This is a genomic window from Heyndrickxia sp. NPDC080065 (genome assembly GCF_050281185.1).
Lineage (GTDB): Bacteria > Bacillota > Bacilli > Bacillales > Bacillaceae_C > Heyndrickxia.
Window position 1 is genome coordinate 96,596 of sequence record NZ_JBNNWS010000006.1, and the last position, 18,859, is coordinate 115,454.

Annotated in this window: 8 protein-coding genes and 1 pseudogene; 8 read left to right on the forward strand and 1 reads right to left on the reverse strand. The window is 36.1% G+C overall.

The genetic code is table 11. The annotated features are described in order from the left end of the window. The first annotated feature begins 376 nt into the window (after positions 1-376). From ACQKP0_RS08605 to ACQKP0_RS08615, 3 genes are all read left to right on the forward strand, one after another. The gene (locus tag ACQKP0_RS08605; RefSeq protein ID WP_427405420.1) at positions 377-4,519 is read left to right on the forward strand and encodes an Ig-like domain-containing protein; all 4,143 of its coding nucleotides are present in this window, start codon (positions 377-379) and stop codon (positions 4,517-4,519) included. A gap of 434 nt (positions 4,520-4,953) precedes the next feature. Continuing rightward, positions 4,954-8,817 carry an InlB B-repeat-containing protein gene (locus ACQKP0_RS08610; RefSeq protein ID WP_427405421.1) on the forward strand — a complete coding sequence of 1,288 codons (3,864 nt, stop codon included), beginning with the start codon at positions 4,954-4,956 and terminating at the stop codon, positions 8,815-8,817. A gap of 641 nt (positions 8,818-9,458) precedes the next feature. Further along, positions 9,459-11,156 (forward strand): methyl-accepting chemotaxis protein, encoded by a 1,698-nt coding sequence (locus tag ACQKP0_RS08615; RefSeq protein ID WP_427405422.1) that lies wholly within the window; start codon positions 9,459-9,461, stop codon positions 11,154-11,156. Between the two features lie 214 nt (positions 11,157-11,370). On the opposite strand, the gene ACQKP0_RS08620 is transcribed toward ACQKP0_RS08615, so the two are convergent. Further along, entirely contained in the window at positions 11,371-13,440 is a 2,070-nt protein-coding gene (locus ACQKP0_RS08620) for a methyl-accepting chemotaxis protein (RefSeq protein WP_427405423.1), read from the reverse strand. A gap of 364 nt (positions 13,441-13,804) precedes the next feature. On the opposite strand from ACQKP0_RS08620, the gene ACQKP0_RS08625 reads away from it, so the two are divergent. From ACQKP0_RS08625 to ACQKP0_RS08645, 5 genes and pseudogenes are all read left to right on the forward strand, one after another. After that, a complete protein-coding gene (locus tag ACQKP0_RS08625) occupies positions 13,805-13,984 on the forward strand; it encodes a hypothetical protein (protein ID WP_427405424.1) in 180 nt (59 codons plus the stop codon). 128 nt (positions 13,985-14,112) lie between these two features. After that, positions 14,113-14,199 (forward strand): annotated as a pseudogene (locus tag ACQKP0_RS08630) (MBL fold metallo-hydrolase); the annotation flags it as partial. Between the two features lies 1 nt (position 14,200). Further along, entirely contained in the window at positions 14,201-14,344 is a 144-nt protein-coding gene (locus tag ACQKP0_RS08635) for a DUF3006 family protein (RefSeq protein WP_427405425.1), read from the forward strand. 260 nt (positions 14,345-14,604) lie between these two features. Then, positions 14,605-14,748, forward strand: a complete 144-nt coding sequence (locus tag ACQKP0_RS08640; protein WP_427405426.1) for a hypothetical protein — start codon at positions 14,605-14,607, stop codon at positions 14,746-14,748. A gap of 564 nt (positions 14,749-15,312) precedes the next feature. Next, positions 15,313-18,859, forward strand: a 3,547-nt coding sequence (locus ACQKP0_RS08645; protein WP_427405570.1) for a S8 family serine peptidase, incomplete at its 3' end; no start/stop codon positions are given.

The window sequence follows — 18,859 nt, forward strand, 5'->3', positions numbered from 1 at the left end:
ATAATCTCCATGGGCTTTTTTTCTGTTAAAAAGAGCGAAATTTAAAGATTTAATTGCCGTGAAAATAGTCCCAATAATAGATTAAAAGGAAAAATAATATTAGGTCTATTTATTCAATTTTATATATTCAGATTTACACGACGATTAAAAAAGGATAAATTCAATGTATATAGGGGAATTTGTCCTATATTGGATCATTTTATCGGAAAAAGGGGGAGATACAAAAGAGTTAATACTAGGAATAATGTTTTGACTGGCTATTTTTTTACTCTCTTTTACTGGAAAATATTACTTTTATATTAATCATCTAGTAGAAGTCGGATTTTAAGAAACGAGCTAAATCTATTGCAAAAATTAATATAATGGGGGGAAGAACATGAAAAGATTTAAGAATACTAAGAGAATAGTATTTAGTATGCTAGTTCTCTTATTAGCTTTCTCTAACGCATTTTTAGGTGTAAAAGGAGCAAAGGCTGAATCTAACCATACATCAGAATTAATAACATCATTGACAAAGTCGTTAGATTTCAAGAAAGTTTCATCTTTATCTAATGAATCAGACACCTTTAAAGATAGTGATAAAGTACGAGTTATTGTAGAGCTTGAGGGTAAACCTGCAATAGAAACTGCAACTGATCAGGGAGTTCGCTATAAAGATTTATCAGAATCTAAAAAAGATTCCATACAGTCAGTGGTGAAGAAAGAGCAAAATAATTTTATTTCCACACTAAAAAGCAAAAAAATAAATCTTTCTATAAAAAATACTTTTACAACTGTAGTAAATGGTGTCAGTGGAACCATTGAATATGGGAAGATTAAAGAGCTAGAAAAGCTTCCAAATGTGTCAGGTGTTTATCTTGCTAACGAATATGAAGCACCGATAACACCAAATATGGTGACTAGTAAAGAGCAAGTAGGGGCAAGAGAAACTTGGAAATTACTAGATTACAAAGGTGAAGGGATGATTGTAGGAATTATCGACTCCGGAATTGACCCATCTCACAAAGATATGATTCTATCAGAAGGAACAAAACCAAAATTAACAGAAGAATCTTTATTAAAGGCAAAATCGAAAGCGAAACCAGACGAACTTCCAGGCAAATACTACACAGCTAAAGTACCATATGGATATAACTATTTTGATAAAAATGATGATATTATCGATACCAATCCTAAAGTATCCATGCATGGTATGCATGTGGCTGGTACAGTTGCAGCAAATGGTGACGAGGACAATGGCGGTATAAAAGGGGTTGCACCAGAGGCACAATTATTGGCACTGAAAGTCTTTGGCAATAACCCAGAAAAAGCTACAACAAGCAGTGATATTTACATTAAAGCGATTGACGATGCCATTATTTTAGGTGCAGATGTGTTAAACATGAGTTTAGGTTCTACTGCTGGATTTGTCGATCCAAATAGCCCAGACCAAATGGCGATCAAAAGGGCGGTAAATAATGGAGTAGTCATGTCTATTTCTGCTGGTAACTCTAATAATTTTGCCGGAAGTTTTGGAAATCCGCTTGCTTCAAACCCTGATATCGGCGTAGTTGGTTCACCAAGTGTGTCAAATGAATCGATTTCCGTTGCTTCTCTTGAAAATACTCATATGAATGTAGATGGATTGACATATGCAATTGATGGTGATGTAAAAGAATCACTTGGATTTTTATCAGCAGGAAAAACACATCCAAATGATGTAGAGCAAAAATCATTTGAGATATTAGCGGCTGGATTAGGTAAGCCAGAAGAGTTCGAAGGGAAAGATTTTAAAAATAAGTATGCATTAGTTCAACGTGGCGAATTAGATTTTGTGACAAAAGCACTTAATGCCCAAAAAGCAGGTGCCGCAGGTGTCATTATTTACAATAACCAAAGTGGTATCGTGAGTATGGCATCGGACCCAGCGATTACTATACCACAGCTATTTCTCCAACAAACGGATGGCGCGAAATTAAAAGAAGCCATTGATGCGCAGAAAAAGGTTGAAATTTCGTTTACAGGCAAGAAAAGTGAAATGGTGAATCCTAGTGCGGGACAAATGAGTGATTTTACTTCATGGGGATTAACACCAAGTTTAGATTTTAAACCAGAAATAACAGCTCCTGGTGGTCAAATCTATTCAACATTAAATAATAATGAATATGGATTAAAGAGTGGGACATCTATGGCAGCGCCGCACGTTGCAGGAGGATCAGCACTTGTATTGCAGAGAGTGCAAAAAGTCTTCCCTAACTTAGATGGTGCTGACAAAGTAAGTCGAGCTAAGCTATTGATGATGAATACAGCCATTCCTGTAAAGGATCCAACAAATAACTTCTATTCTCCACGCAGACAAGGTGCTGGATTAATGAAGCTGGATGCTGCTGTTGAAACACCAGTTTATGTAACAAATAAAGGAACAGACCAAGGAAAAATTGCTCTTAAAGAAATTAATGAAAACACCGTTTCCTTTACATTAACCGCAACAAACTTTAGTGATAAGGACGTTACTTATCATGTAGATACAAAACCATTAACAGATTCTGTGAAAAACGGCAAAAATCAATTAAGTGCACAAGTAATTAAGGATGCAGATGTGAAAATTGATAAGCCTGAGTTAACAATCGCAAGTGGTAAGTCTGAGGACGTTACTATAACAATCGACCTATCTAAGGCAGATGCTACATTATCCGCATTAATGGAAAATGGATACTTTGTCGAAGGATTTGTAACATTCACAAGTGATGAAGAGTCAGGAATACCAAACCTATCTGTTCCATATGTAGGATTTAAAGGGGATTGGAATAAGGCTCCGGTTCTTGATCCAATGATTTACGATAAAGGATCATTCTATGATGTCTCAGGAATGATTAATGAAGATGGGGATTATTTAGGTTACAATCCAGTAGCTAAAACTGTAAATAAAAATAAAATTGCCTTTTCTCCTAATGGAGACAAATCGAGTGACAAAATTATTCCAGTACTAACTTTCTTAAGAAATAGTACAATTGTCGAGTATAGTATTTTAGATGAAAAAAATAACGAAATTCGTAAGGTATATAACGACAATTACGAAAGAAAGAATTACTTTGACACTTCTGTCCAAGGCAGTAACAATATGTATACTTTCGATATGAAAAATACAGCTTGGGACGGAAAAAATCAAAACAACGAAGTGGTTCCAGATGGTCAATATTACTATCAAATTAAAACTCAAGTAGATTACCCAGGAAAAGCACCACAAGTACTACAAGTACCAGTGATTGTGGATACGAAAGCTCCTGAACTAAGTGATCTAGCTTATGACTCAGAGAAAGGTATTCTATCATTTAATGCTAGTGATAAAGATGGCAGTGGAATCAATTATATTACCATTTTTGTAGATGGGAAGGAAATTGGTTCTCACGCGGCAACAGATGCAACTTCATATAAGGTGGAAATTCCTGATTTAGCAGGTAAAAACGTTAAAGTAGTTGCAATTGACTATGCAGGTAATAAAACAGAAAAAGAGCTTAATGGTGAGCAACCAGGAAATCCAGATCCGGGAAATCCAGGAGACAAAGCACCTGATGCACCAGTCGTAAACCCTGTATCAGATAAAGATACAACAGTAACGGGTACTGCCGAAAAAGGCTCTACAATCGAAGTTTATGCAAAAGAAGTGAAATTGGGATCAGGTGTTTCAGCAGAAGATGGTACATTTAGTGTATCCATTAGCAAGCAAAAAGCTGGAACAAAACTAACAGTTACAGCAAAAAATTCAGCAGGTGTAAGTAAGGCGACTGAAGTAGAAGTTTTAGATAAAACTGCTCCAGAAGCACCGAAAGTTAATTCTGTATCTGATAAAGATACAAAAGTAACAGGAACTGCAGAAGCTGGTTCAACCGTAACTGTCTTCGCTGGAAAAGCAACACTTGGCACTGGAACTACAGATAAAAATGGCAAATTTAGCATTACTATTAACAAACAAAAGGCTGGTACAGCATTAACTGTTACAGCAACAGATAAAGCAGGTAATGTAAGCAAAGCTACTAAAGTTGTTGTCCTAGACAAAACAGCTCCAGCTGCACCAAGCGTAAATACAGTAACAAGCACTTCGAAGAAAGTAACTGGTAAAGCAGAAGCTGGTTCAAAAGTTACTATTAAAGTAGGTAATAAGCAAATTGGTTCTGGAAAGGCAGATAAAAACGGAAAATTTAGTATCTCCATTAAAGAACAAAAAGCGAATACGACTTTATCCGCAACCGCAACGGACAAAGCAGGAAATGAAAGCAAGGCTAAAAAGGTAACAGTAAAGCCAACTGTACCAACAGTAAACACAGTAAAATCCAGCTCCACAAAAGTAACAGGAAAAGCAAAAGCAGGCGCAAAAGTTTACGTAAAAGCAGGAAGCAAAGTTCTTGGCTCAGCAACCGCAAACAAATCAGGAACATATTCAGTTAAAATTAAAAAACAAAAAGCCGGAACCACACTCAACGTCTATGCCGTAGAAAACGGTAAAAAGAGTGGCAGCAAAAAAGCAACCGTAAAAAAATAATACGGGACGCGGACTCAGGTTCCAATGGGACAAAGGGTCTGGTCCATTGTCCCAGATCTGAAAAAGTTCTGTAGAGAAATCTCTACAGGACTTTTTTGTTTTTATAATTTGATTAATGTGGTTATGAAGAACAAGGCTTTATAGACAAAAATGGGAAAGAAATTTACAGTTTTTATGCTGCTTTTTAATAATATCTACGCAGTGGTTGCAGACGGCGGACAAAGGAGTTTTTATATCATATCTAATCCATTGATAAATAATTGCGTACAGGGTGAAACCTTATATATAAATGGCAACAACACAACTCAGGGTTCCCTAACAGTTACGACACTCCTTGAATATTTTTCTGTTGTTTTAAAATCCTAATCGACTTATAGTTAATCTTGGACTAAAAAATGTGCGATTGCCAGGCAACGAAGATAAGGAGGGTCATGATGAGTAGAATCGTTATCAAGATTTTTACAATTTTTATAGCTGTTGTATTAATCTTACAATGTGTACCACAAAAGTTATCCTTTCTAGGGATAGCAAAAGCTGAAGAGCCAATAAATAAGGATCATCAACTTAATGAGGTTCCAGCGGGATACATTGGAATTTATACTGCGGAAGATTTAAATGAAATTCGAAATAATTTAAAGGGTAAATATATTTTAATGAAGGATATTGACCTTACCCAAGCAACTTCTGCGGGAGGAGCATTTTCCCATAATGGTGCTGGATGGGAGCCGATTGGGAGTGATGAATCTCCTTTTAGTGGAGTTTATGACGGGAATGGACATGCCTTGAAAGGATTACATATTACGATCTCTTCCACACAAAATATAAATGCTGGTCTATTTGGATATTGTGAGTCTGCTGAAATCAAAAACTTACAATTAGTTAATAGTCTTTATAGCATTGAGAAAATCAACAAAAATGATGATAATAGCGTGTTATATTCAAATGTTAAAGCAGGCGGCATTGCTTCAGAATTACATAATAGTACTATTAAAAATAGTAGTTTTAATGGCGTTATTAACGTAACCACTTTAAATAATTTTGTGTTTAATTCCATTAATACGCAGACGAACATTGGGGGCATAGCTGGATTTAGTGATCAGTCTACGATTGAACAGAGCCAAAATTCGGGGGATATTATTGTTGAAACGAAGAACAAATCCGGGGATAAAGCCATTCGATCAAGTGATAGTGTAGGTGGAATTGTTGGGGAAAATTACTTGTCTAAAATGAATAATGATATCAATTCCGGGACAGTTACCGTTGCTTCTTCATCCGAAATTGCAAAAAACGAATCACTGTATGCGGCAAATATAGGTGGGATTGAGGGGGCAAGTCAGCAATCTGAATTAGTAGGTTGCAAAAATACCGGCACAGTACAGGGAAAAACAAGTAGCAGAGATTTGAAACTTAATGTGGGTGGTATTACTGGTAGCAGCGGTGATTCTACTTTTAATCAATTAGTAAATGAGGGGAAAGTCGAGGCTGTCGATGCAAGACAAGTTGAATATGAAAGCTATGGATATGCAGTCTATGTTGGTGGCGTAGTTGGCTATGTCCGGGATTCTACCTTAAATGATTGTCAAAATCATGGTGAAATCATTGGCATAGAAGCTGGAGGCATAGCAGGGATTGTTAATGGAGACTCTACTTTAAAAAACTGTGAAAATACTGGGAAGATTCACGGAGACTCAACATCAGGGGGAATAGCGGGTAGTTTCAATGGCTCTACATTAACTAAAAGTTATAATTCGGGTGAAATAAGTGGTGATAGAGAAGCCGGTGGATTAGTCGGTAATAGTTCGGGCTCTTCTATATCTGATTGCTATAACACCGGTACAATACATTCCCATAATCCTAGTGGGGGAATCAGTGGAACGATTTCTTACAAATCAACTATATCAAATTGCTACAATACTGGCCAAATATATGGTGGATCTGCTGGTGGAGTAGTAGGGCAGTTACTTGGCTCTACTATTACTGACAGTTTTAACAATGGAAAAATCACTTCAAATGGCAGCGGTGGTGGTGGAATCGTAGGCCGCGGGCAAGACAAGATTATTATAAAGCGATCTTATAATATTGGTAGGGTAGTAGATCAGCAAGAGAATCCGATTTATCAATCCGGGGGTATTCTCGGTGGGATTGATGAAGAATTAACGCAAACAAATGATATTCTAGTAGAGGATAGCTATTATTTAGATAGTTCTATTGACTCAAGTAAAGATTACGCTGGAATTTCGAAAAGCTCCTTTCAAGAAATGCAGCAAAAATCAACATATAAAGGCTTTGATTTTCAATCAACATGGAATTTCGATGAGAATTCACATTATTCATTTCCACAATTAGTTCATTTACCTAGCTTTCAGGATGACAAGATGATAACTATTCATGTAAAAAACAAACCTGACAAACTTGTGTATGTTCAAGGAGAAAAGTTGGATCTAACTGGAGCGGTTATTTCCGTTAGAACGAGTTTTGGAAATGAATTTGATGTCCAAGTGACACCTGAAATGATAAGTGGGTTTAACAATAATCAAACAGGAAATCAAGTGGTTCGAATAGAGTATAAAAATCTTACTACTTTTTTTCTAGTGCAAGTCAATCCGACGTATTCAGTCACATTTAAAGATTTTGATGGAAAAATTTTAAAAATAGACAAGGTAGAAGAAGGTTCAACTGCTATTGCACCTGAAAATCCATCAAGAAAAGGATATACCTTTATCGGCTGGAATTTGGATTTCAGTAATGTGACATATGATTTAACAATTACGGCTATGTATGAAATAAATCACTACACGGTCACATTTAAAGATTACGATGGAAAAGAGTTAGATACACAAACTGTCAATTACGGTTCTCCAGCAAGTGCTCCAAACAATCCAAGGAGAGAAGGATATACCTTTACCGGGTGGGATGGAGATTTCAGTAAGATAACATCCGATTTAACGATAATCGCAAAGTATGACAAAAATAAATACAGTGTTATTTTTAAAGACTACGATGGAAAAGAGTTAAATAAGCAAACTGTCGAATACGGTTCATCGGCAGTAAGACCAGAAGACCCAACAAGGGAAGGATATACGTTTATCGGCTGGGATGGAGATTTTAATAAGGTGACATCCGATCAAACGATAACGGCAAAGTATGACATAAACAAGTATAATGTTATTTTCAAAGACTACGATGGGACAGAATTAAATAAGCAAACCATCGAATACGGTTCATCGGCTGTAGAACCAAGCGAGCCAACAAGAAAAGGATACACTTTTATCGGCTGGGATGGAGATTTCAGTAAAGTAAGATCCGATCTAACGGTAACGGCAAAGTATGACATAAACAAATATAGTGTTATTTTTAAGAACTATGATGGAAGAGAACTAAATAAGCAAACCATCGAATACGGTTCATCGGCAGTAAAACCAGAAGACCCAACAAGGGAAGGATATACGTTTACCGGCTGGGACAAAGATTTTAATAAGGTGACATCCGATTTAACAATTACGGCAAAATATGAAATTAATAAATATACTGTTGTATTTAAAGGTGCTGGGCAAATAAATAACCAAATCGTTAAATATGGTTCATTAGCAACTGCTCCTAATAATCCTAGTAAATCGGGATATACTTTTATCTCCTGGTATAAAGATTCAAACTTTAAAACAAAATTCAATTTTAAAACAGCAATAAAATCAAATATAACCTTATATGCACGATTGGAAAAAAATCCAGAAAAAACAACAAATCTTAAAGTGACATCGTCTGGATATAATAAATTGAAAGTTTACTGGAAAAAAGTGAGCGGTGCCACGGGTTATGAAATATATCGTGCTACATCGAAGACAGGAACCTACAGTAAGATAACAGCAATAACTAGTGGAAGCACCATTGATTATTTAAACAGCAATTTAACTACAAGAAAGACCTATTACTATAAAATAAGGGCATATCGAACAATAGATGGAACAAAAGCTTACAGTTCATATTCAAGCATTGTAAGTGGAAAACCAGTATTAGCAAAACCAACAAGCATAAAAGCAAAGAAAGTGAGCAGTACTTCAATAAAAGTATCTTGGAACAAAGTAAGTGAAGCTAGCGGTTATGAAATCTACCGAGCAAGCTCTAAATCGGGATCCTATAAAAAAGTAAAAACCCTTACAAAAGGTACAACCGTAAACTATACCAACAAGAGCTTAGCAAAAAGAAAAACGTACTACTATAAAGTTCGAACCTATCGGACTGTCAATAAGAAAAAAATATATAGCTCATTCTCAAATATTGTGTATGGAAAAACCAACTGATGTTTGGTAGTCTGAACTAACCGATTAATATGCCATCTGTTCATTAATGAATAGATGGTTTTTTTTGATGGTGTGAGTACTTGCACCCCAATAGTAGGAATTGTAATAGAATATGGATATTTATAGAAATATGGAAAATTTGAATAGCCATAATCACACCTTAAATTTTTTCCAATTATGTACTGCAAATCCTTTGCCATTTTCCGAAAGGTTTTAATATATTCAGAAGATAAATCACCACGTGCAATTTGTTCAGCAACTTTTACCATTCTTACAATTGGTTTAGATATTAAAATGAAATGATTAGCTTCTTTCTAATGGTTAATTTCAAGATGAACACCTCTTTTTCGTTTTGTGTTTACCAATAACTTCCTGTAATGTGCGTAAAATATACCATTTTTTATTTTTATCCGAGATATTTCGACATTGCTTTTAAATACATCTTGTGGATTTTTTAGTAGTTTTCTATAATGTAATAGGTCAATAGACTTGGTAATTTTAACCTAAGGTTTGGGCAGAATAAACAAAAAACTATTGGGTCGAATTAGTTATCATGAACTATATTAGCCAGCTTCCAGAAAATCTTTAGCAAAGAAACGTAAGAAATCAATATAAAAAAATATATTTTGGGGAGATCATCTATGAATTGGAAATGGACAATTAATAGAAAGCTGCTAGGGGGCTTTTCAGTCGTTTTACTTATTTTAATCATTACTATAGGTGTTAGTTATTATCAAATTAATAGCGTTAATAATACATATAGTTTTTTACTCCAAGACAAAGCAAAGAAAGCTGTAGATATTAAAGATTTACAAGTTGCCTTGAAACAAGAAATCGTTAGCGTGCGCAGCTACTTAATAAAGGGTGATGAACAATCCTTACAGGATATTTCAGAAGCGCATACTGAATATAAGCAGAAATACGAAAATTTATTGGAAAGATTTCAGCTCCCAAAAGCTAAAAAAATGTTGAAGGATCTCAATCAAATTGAGGATGAATATCAAAGATTTACTGATAAAGTTTTTGAACTTAAAAAACAGAATAAAACAGATGAGTATCTAGTTTTAGTATCAGGCCAAGGTGCTGACATCGTAAAGAGATTGGATGAACAAGCTGCTAAACTATCAAAATTCCAAAATGATTTGCTTGAAACAGGTAATATTGAAACCACTAAACAGGTAAATGATACAAAAGTTCAGATATTAGTATTAGGAATGATCGCTGTTTTGTTCGGTGTTGCCATAGCTTTATACATGGGGCGTCTCATTTCAAAACCAGTTGTCGCACTAGCGAATACAGCTACGAAAATTTCCGACGGCGACCTTACTGTGGACGAAATAAAAATTAAAAATAGAGATGAAATTGGCGATTTGGCAAATTCATTTAATCAAATGGCAAGAAATTTAAGACATTTAATAGAGCAGGTGGGATTAAGTTCCGTACAGGTTGCTTCCTCAGCGGAGGAACTAACTGCAAGTGCCGAACAAACTACCCAAGCAACGAATCAAATTGCTACATCTATTCAAGAGGTCGCAAATGGAGCAGAAGTTCAGGGTCAAGGTGCAAACGAAAGCTCACTTGCAATGAAAGAGATGGCGATTGGTATTCAGCAAGTAGCAGAGACCACTTCCTCAGTATCGGAATTATCCATGGAAACAAGCAAGGAAGCAGATAATGGAAGAGAATCTTTACAAAAGGTCGTCCATCAAATGAATACCATTAATGAAGTTGTAGAGGATTCTGCTTCTGTTGTTAAAAATTTAGAGGAACATTCAAAAGAAATTAGGAAGATTATTGAATTTATTACATCTATCGCTGACCAAACGAATTTGTTAGCTCTCAATGCCGCTATCGAGTCTGCCCGTGCAGGTGAACATGGACGAGGCTTTGCAGTCGTAGCCGATGAAGTTAGAAAGCTAGCAGAGCAATCTAAAGATTCAGCCGATCAAATAGCAGCAATCATCCAAAAAGTTCAAGGAGACACTACACATGCGGTAGAAGTAATGGATAAAGGAACCCAAGAAGTTAAAGTAGGAATGGAAGTTGTCCAAGAAGCAGGAGAAGGATTCAAAAAAATTCTAACATTAATTGAACAGGTTACATCTCAAATCCAGGAAGCTTCAGCCGTATCAGAAGAAATGTCAGCCAGTGTAGAACAAGTGAACGCCTCTATCGAAGAAATCGCTAGTATCGCTCAAGTTTCCGCCGATAATACTCAAAACGTTGCCTCCGCTTCAGAGGAACAACTGGCATCAATGGAAGATATAGCTTCCTCTGCCTCCGCACTATCCAAAATGGCAGAAGACTTACAAATGCATGTAAGTAAGTTTAAGGTTTAATGGGACGTTGGTTCCTTGGTGGGACGCGGGGTCAGGTCCATTGTCCCAGGTTTGATTGAGACGTGGTTCATTGTCTCAGATTGGAAAAGCTCTGTGGAGAGAAAAATCTCCATGGAGCTTTTCTTTTCTAGGTTTGGAACATATCGTTCTCAGAATCACTAATAAGATTGATGGTGGGACAAAGGACCAGACCCTTTGTCCCACCTTTGTCACATTAGCGCCTAATTTCAAACTCACCTACTGCCTTCTCTAAATCCTCAATTAGAGTGGAGAGCTGCATAGTATATTGGGCCACTTCGTTGGTTGAAGCTGACTGCTCTTCCATGGATGATGCGATTTCTTCAGATGAAGCGGTTGTTTGTTGAGATACCGCTGAGATTTCTTCGATCATTTTAATAACAAGTTCTTTGTGCTGTTGGATGGTATCGATGGATTTCGTTTCCTCTTTAATTGAATGTAACATTTTGGTTAATGAGCTTGATAGCTCTGTTATCGATTGGTTTACTGATGAGACAGCCTCTTTTTGATTAAAGCTAATTTGATTTGTTTCGCTCATGACAAGTACTAGTTCTTTCGTATCTTCTAGAACGCTATTAATAATATGCTGAATATTTTTCGTAGATTTCTTTGCCTCATCTGCTAAACTGCGAACCTCATTCGCCACGACAGAGAAACCTTTTCCATGTTCACCTGCTCTTGCTGCTTCTATTGAAGCATTTAAGGAAAGTAGATTCGTTTGCTCAGCAATTTGAGAAATGGCCTGTGTCACTTCTGAAATGGATTTTGATTTTTCATCCAAGCTAACAATCATACGTGTGACCTTTTGGAAGGCATTCTCTAATTTTTGATAAGAAGTCTCTAAATGTTCAACCTGTTGTGTACCTAATTGTATCTGTGTAGATGCTTCATCGACTTCTACTTCGATCGTATTCGACTGCTGAATTAGTATTTCAATTTCATTACCTAGATCATAAATCGCGCTTGATCCCTTTTCAATTTCACCGGATTGATTACTTGCCCCCATAGCGATTTCTTCAACGGCACGCGAAACCTCTGTAATAGCAGCGCTATTTTCAGAAGAAATCACCTTGAGACCAGAAGTAGCTTGATTGACTGACTGGAAGTTGCTATTTACCTTGGATATTAAATTTCTCATGTTGCTAAGCATTTCATTATAGCTTTTTGAAAGATCCCCAATCTCATCATTGGAATCTACAATAAATTCTGTAACCAAATCACCTTTTGCAGTTTTACCTAAAACCTTTCGTAAATTCGTAATGATTTTAGTTAATTTGGTCGCTAAGTAACCTGCACATATTACTCCGATTATTAATCCAATGGCAATTGAAATAATTCCCGTTTTCTTGAACTCATTTATTTTTGATAAAAATACCTGGTCCGGATTAAACGATATCACTTTCCAATTTACTGTAGGAATAGTAGTTGAATAAAGATGATATGATTTCCCTTCCCAGAGGAATGTATTGGAAAAAGATGATTGATTTTTATACACGTCTTCAACCCAATTAAAGTCCGCTTGGAGTTGAGCAGGGGAGACGATATCTTGTACTCCCTCGATTTTTCCACTATTCGATGGCATCATATTTTTCCCATCGGCATTTTTCATAAAAGAAGTCACAACAACACCGTTTGCATCTAAAATAGCGAGTTTATTGGTTGAGTCTTTTTCAAAACTTTTTCTCGCATTTCCAATGGTAGATAGATCAATATCATAGCCTAACGCTCCTGCCATTTTGCCATCTACCATGACTGGAGTAATGATTGAAGTCATAATCTTTCCCGATCCTTGATCTTTATAAACATCCATCCATTTTGTTTGCGGGTTGGCAGTTAATTCTTTATATGTTCTCGTTTCCCTTACATCCCTGTTGAACTCAACATACGGAGAAGTATGAATCTTACCTGTTTTCCAATCCATATAATATGCTGAAGCAAGCTTCTTATTTTGCTGTTGCACAGCTTGGATTCCTCGTTCGATGTTCGCAATTGAATTCTTGCTTTTAATTTGGGTCGAAATTACTTCTGCTAATTGTTCAAGAGAGCTTTGATACCCTTTAAGCTCTGCATCAATTTCCCCAGCAGTAAATTTAGCACTATTTTTATTAGTAGTCCTATCATCCACTTGTAATAAATTGCTTATGGTTATATAGGAAAAACCGACAGAACAAACAAGGGAAATAAGGATGGCTGTACAAATAAACAAACTCCATTTATATCGAAGAGAAAATCTTTTCTTTCTTTTAACCGATGATACTTTTTCCATTTATGTCTCTCCTTAGCTGTTTTAATAGAAAAATTGTATGAAGGATAGATAAATCAAGAAATGAGCTGTTAAGCTTTTAGATGAGGCAATCATCGTTTTATATCGGCTAAAAATCATTATATTTATATAGAAAAAGCCTTGTATAATAAAGTCTATCTTTTGGGATTATTCTCAATTAAGAATATTTTGCAACGGGATTCGGGTTATTTCCCGGATGTGGAAAAACGTAATAGAGGAATTAGAGATATTTTTTCAACATTTAATAATTGTAAATATTACTAGTATGATATAAAATAATAATATGTTCTTTATTAAGAACGAAAAACTGATCAAATATTTATTCATGAGAACAAAGGAGAGGGGCATGGATTTAAATAAAATAAGTATCTATTATCAAACTGCATTAGACAAAAAGAAATTAGCTGAGGAATCTGAACAAGATGTTCTTAAAAAAGAAGAAGAGAATCAATTGATTTTAAATGCGTTAAAAAGAATAGAGATAAAATTAGATGTACTTTTAAGGATGAATAGTAAAAACTATTAAAAGGGTTTTTAGGACAGATAAATATCTTTTTTCATAAAATCAACTGTTCCAATGTTGTTATGTGGCAGTTGCTTTTTATGCCTTATTTTCGTAAAAATAATTACAAAATGAGAAGACAAGAGATTACCTCTTGTCATGGTTCCAAATATTCAACAAGAACAGCTTTTTTGAACAAAGTAAAACCTAAATATGCTGCTATCAGTGTAGGTAAAAACATTGAAAGAAGTAAAATTCCCAAGAAAGCGAAAGGTTGGAGAAGTTACCGTCTTTAAAAATGGTAATTATGAAATAGATAATAACCAAACTGAAAAACTAAGAAAAGAGATTGAAGATCTTATGGATGAAGTTTGGGATGATTAATGTTAAAAACCCCTTACTTCAAAAGGGGCTTTTAATGTGGGGTAAATCTAAGTTGTATTATTAATTTATACAGTCAACAATCAAATTATGCTTTTTTCTCCTGCAATTTATGTTATTCACTTCTTACTTGTAGCGTCTGTGCGCTGGGGGAGTTAATTCCTAAGAAAGGCCTTTTCTACTATTTTATTAATTATATGTATAAAAGAGTGATAGTTTAGAAATCATAATAATAAAGATGTTAATAGGAGGGGAAAATCATTGTGTCGAGAGAATATCAATTAAAGTTGTCTGATTTTGTTAAAAATGATAGATTTGAACTAACCCATTACCTTGCTTATTTGTTTCATCAGTTTTATGATCATTCCGCAGATAAAAAGACAATAATAAATGAATCAGTAAAGTAAACCGAAAGGAAAAAAGTAGTGAGTATGGATATAGTGTAAGCGACTTTGTAATTCTGATTAGAATTAACAAAGTCGCTTATTGTTGTTATAATCCAGGGTGCTTTTTGGTGGAGAATTTTTTTCTATTTAAAGCCAAATTTCTTAGAGTTGTATGTGCGAAATTCGGTTTTTTCTTATTTGAATTTTTTCATTGTTGTTACTCAGTGGGTCTACTTTCGTTTGACCTTTTTTACAATTCCCTCTAGCTTTTATCCGCATACTGTCTTTTAATTAGTAAAATAGTAAAAATTTTTAATCAAATTAGAGAGGGGAATGGAGAATGATGTAGAATAATGAATTTTTAAATTAAAATATTTATTTGAACTATTAAAATAATTATCTAGAAACATATTACATTTTATCCTATAATAATATCTATTCAAATTTAATGAGGAGAGGTATTAAGTTTTTGTTTTTGTGCTTCAAAATGATGGTTAAACAAAGGCTGTAACTTCATGAAATGACAAGCAAAAATTTAAAAGTTGAGAGGGAGAAACCGAATTGAAGAGGAAGAAACAATATCACATGCGATTATTTAGTATTGTAGCAGCATTACATATGGTATTTTCATTACTAACACCCGGATTTGCGAATGCTGAATCAATTGAAACTTCACACCGTTATGTAAATGATTCCCAAACTGCTGCAAAAGAAAAGATGAGTAATCGTTTACTAACAGAGTTTAAAAAAGAGGACAAAGTAACCTTTTTAATTAAATTTAAAGAAAAAGCAGATACAACAAATGCTATAAAGCAAACAAAAGCGATTGCGAAGAAAGAAAAACTATCTACGAATAAAGAAAAGTTTATGCAACACTCTGCAGTTGTATCTGAATTAAAATCTACTGCACATGAAGAACAACAAAACGTTGTGAAATTTCTTGAACAAGAAGTACATAGAGGAAATGTAGAATCTTTTAAGTCCTATTTTATCGTCAATGGTATGGCTGTTACCGCAACGAAAGAGGTAGCAGAAAAGGTAGCAACCTTTGCTGAAGTTGAAAAAGTATTACCAAACGAAACAAGACAATTATTTGTTTCAACAACTAAAGAGAAAAGTCCTAATGTAAATCTTGCGAATGTAGAGTGGAACGTTGAAAGAGTTGGGGCTCCGGCTTTATGGGAAAAGGGAATCGACGGTTCAGGTGTAGTTGTAGCGAGTATTGATTCCGGTGTTCAATGGGATCATCCCGCATTAAAGGAAAAGTATCGAGGTTATAATGCAGCAACTGGAGAAGTTAATCACGACTTTAATTGGTTTGATGCCACTGCTGGACGATCAGTTCCATATGATGATTTAGCACATGGAACACATGTGACCGGGACAATGGTCGGCAGTGAACCTGATGGATCAAACCAAATAGGAATAGCACCGGGTGCAAAATGGATTGCAGTTAAGGCATTCTCAGAGACCAGCGGAAGTGATGCGGATTTATTGGCGGCTGCAGAGTGGATTTTAGCACCAACAGATTCAAAGGGGAATACTCGGGTTGATATGGCACCAGATATTGTTAACAACTCATGGGGTGGCGGACCCGGTCTTGATGAATGGTATCGAGATGTAGTAAGAGAGTGGAGAAATGCTGGGATATTTCCTACATTTTCAGCTGGAAACACGAGTATGACTAATAATGGCGGACCTGGATCAGTCGCCAATCCAGCAAACTATCCTGAAGCATTTGCGGTGGGAGCAACTGATAGTCATGATATAGTTGGAGATTTTTCATTACGTGGACCTTCACCATATGGTGAAATAAAGCCAGATATTTCAGCGCCTGGAGCGAATATTCGTTCATCAGTACCTCATAGTGATTACGAAGGCGGTTGGGATGGCACATCGATGGCAGCCCCCGCTGTATCAGCAATTGTAGCACTATTATATCAAGTGGATGCAAGTTTATCAGTTGATAAAATAGAAGACATTTTACTAAAAACAGCAACGCCTTTAACAGATAAGGAATATCCAGAATCCCCAAATGATGGGTACGGGTATGGATTAGTCAATGCATACAATGCTGTATCTTCTATTAGAGAAGGTCTGGGGACTTTGGAAGGAAAAGTGGTTCAAAAGAATGAGGATGCTGATTTGCCGATAAGAGGTAAAGTAAATGTCCTTGAAAGCAGACAGTACGTAAACACAAATCCTGAAAACGGCTCTTTTAAACTCTTACATGCTATCGGTAATTATACAGTTCAAGCTGAAGCATATGGATATCAATCTAAACAGCAATCAGTAACATTTGAAAAAGATAAAGCTATACAAGCAGATTTCATAATGAATGAAATCCCTAAAGGAACTGTAAGCGGTGTGATTACGGATGAAAAATCAGGGGAAGCTGTGGAGGGTGTAACATTACTCCTTATGGAAGATGCCAATATTGCACCTGTGATGACGGATAAGGACGGTAAATATACTATTACAGCTTACGAAGGCACTTATACAATGAAGGCAATGAGAAGTGGTTATCACAGTCAAGATGTTAAAATTACCATTAATGGAGATAGCCAAGTAGATATCGCTCTTAAGCCTTTTTTCACGTATCCGGGCGGCGAAATTGGCTATGACAACGGAATTGTAGATGCTGCCAGTATGTATTTTGGCGGTGGAGCTGGTTGGGCAGTAAAAATGTCATTGCCAAAGGATAAGAAATCAGCCATTGTTACAGATGGTGTGTTTCGCTTCAAGAACAAAAAATACTCAGACACGGTTGGAACGGAATTTAGTGTGGAAGTATGGGATGCTTCTGGCCGCGATGGATTGCCGGGTAAGAAACTTACTGGACCGATAGCTGCTGAAGCAGTTTTGGATAATTGGACAGTAGTTGATTTAAGAGATTACAATATCAAGGTTGATGGAGATTTTTATATGGTGTATGTCCAAACACTGAATTATCCAAATGCACTTGGTTTAGCAACCGATAATGGTAATCCATATACGGAGAGAAGCTATCAATATCTTGACGGTGAATTTTATCCAGCATTTGTTGAAGACGGTAACTATATGATTCGTGCTCGTGTAAGTTATGAAGTAGACAATCCTGTCATTACATCTCCAAAACAGGATGAGGTATTCAAAGACGAAAACATCATGGTAGAAGGGACTGCCTCACCGACAACAACGATAAAGCTGATGAATAATAATAAAGAGGTAGGTACTGTAAAAGTTGGAGATGAAGGCAAATTTACAATCCCAACGAAAATGACAGAAGGTGAAAATAGATTAATAGCAGTCTCAATGTTAAATGGTAAAGTGACCGGAGAATCGGATCCTGTTACCGTTTCACTAGTAAAAGAGAAACTTGTCATTAAAGATTTAAAACCAGCAATTGACCAAAATGTGTCCTCAGGTGAGAAGGTAGAAATATCTTTCCAAAGTAATGTAATAGGCGGAGAAGCAAGCTTTGAAGTGAAGCTCCCTGCGCAAAAGAATACGCTATCTTCTTCTAAAAATAAAATGGAAGAGGTAGAGCCAGGAGTTTATAAAGGCGTTTGGACCGTTCCAGATGTAAAGATTCAAAATGCTATTATTGAAGTGGAACTAACAGATGCTGATGGAAATAGAGTCACACAGGAAGCACAAGGTAAACTAACTATTTATCAACCCGAAGTGCCAGTAGAAGTGAAAACGGGCTGGAAATCTGAGAACGGCAATTGGTACTACTATGACAGTAAAGGTAATAAAGTAACTGGATGGGAAAAAGTTGATGCAAAATGGTACTACTTCGACGAGACTGGTGTTATGCAAACAGGCTGGCTGAAAGACGGTGCAAAATGGTACTACCTCGACAAGACTGGTGTTATGCAAACAGGCTGGCTGAAAGACGGTGCAAAATGGTACTACTTCGACAAGACTGGTGTTATGCAAACAGGCTGGCTGAAAGACGGTACAAAGTGGTACTACCTCGATAAGAGCGGAGCCAAGCAAACGGGCTGGCTAAAAGACGGAAAGAAATGGTACTACCTCGATAAGAGCAGTGGAGCCAAGCAAACGGGCTGGCTAAAAGACGGAAAGAAATGGTACTACCTCGATAAGAGCAGTGGAGCCAAGCAAACAGGCTGGCTAAAAGACGGAA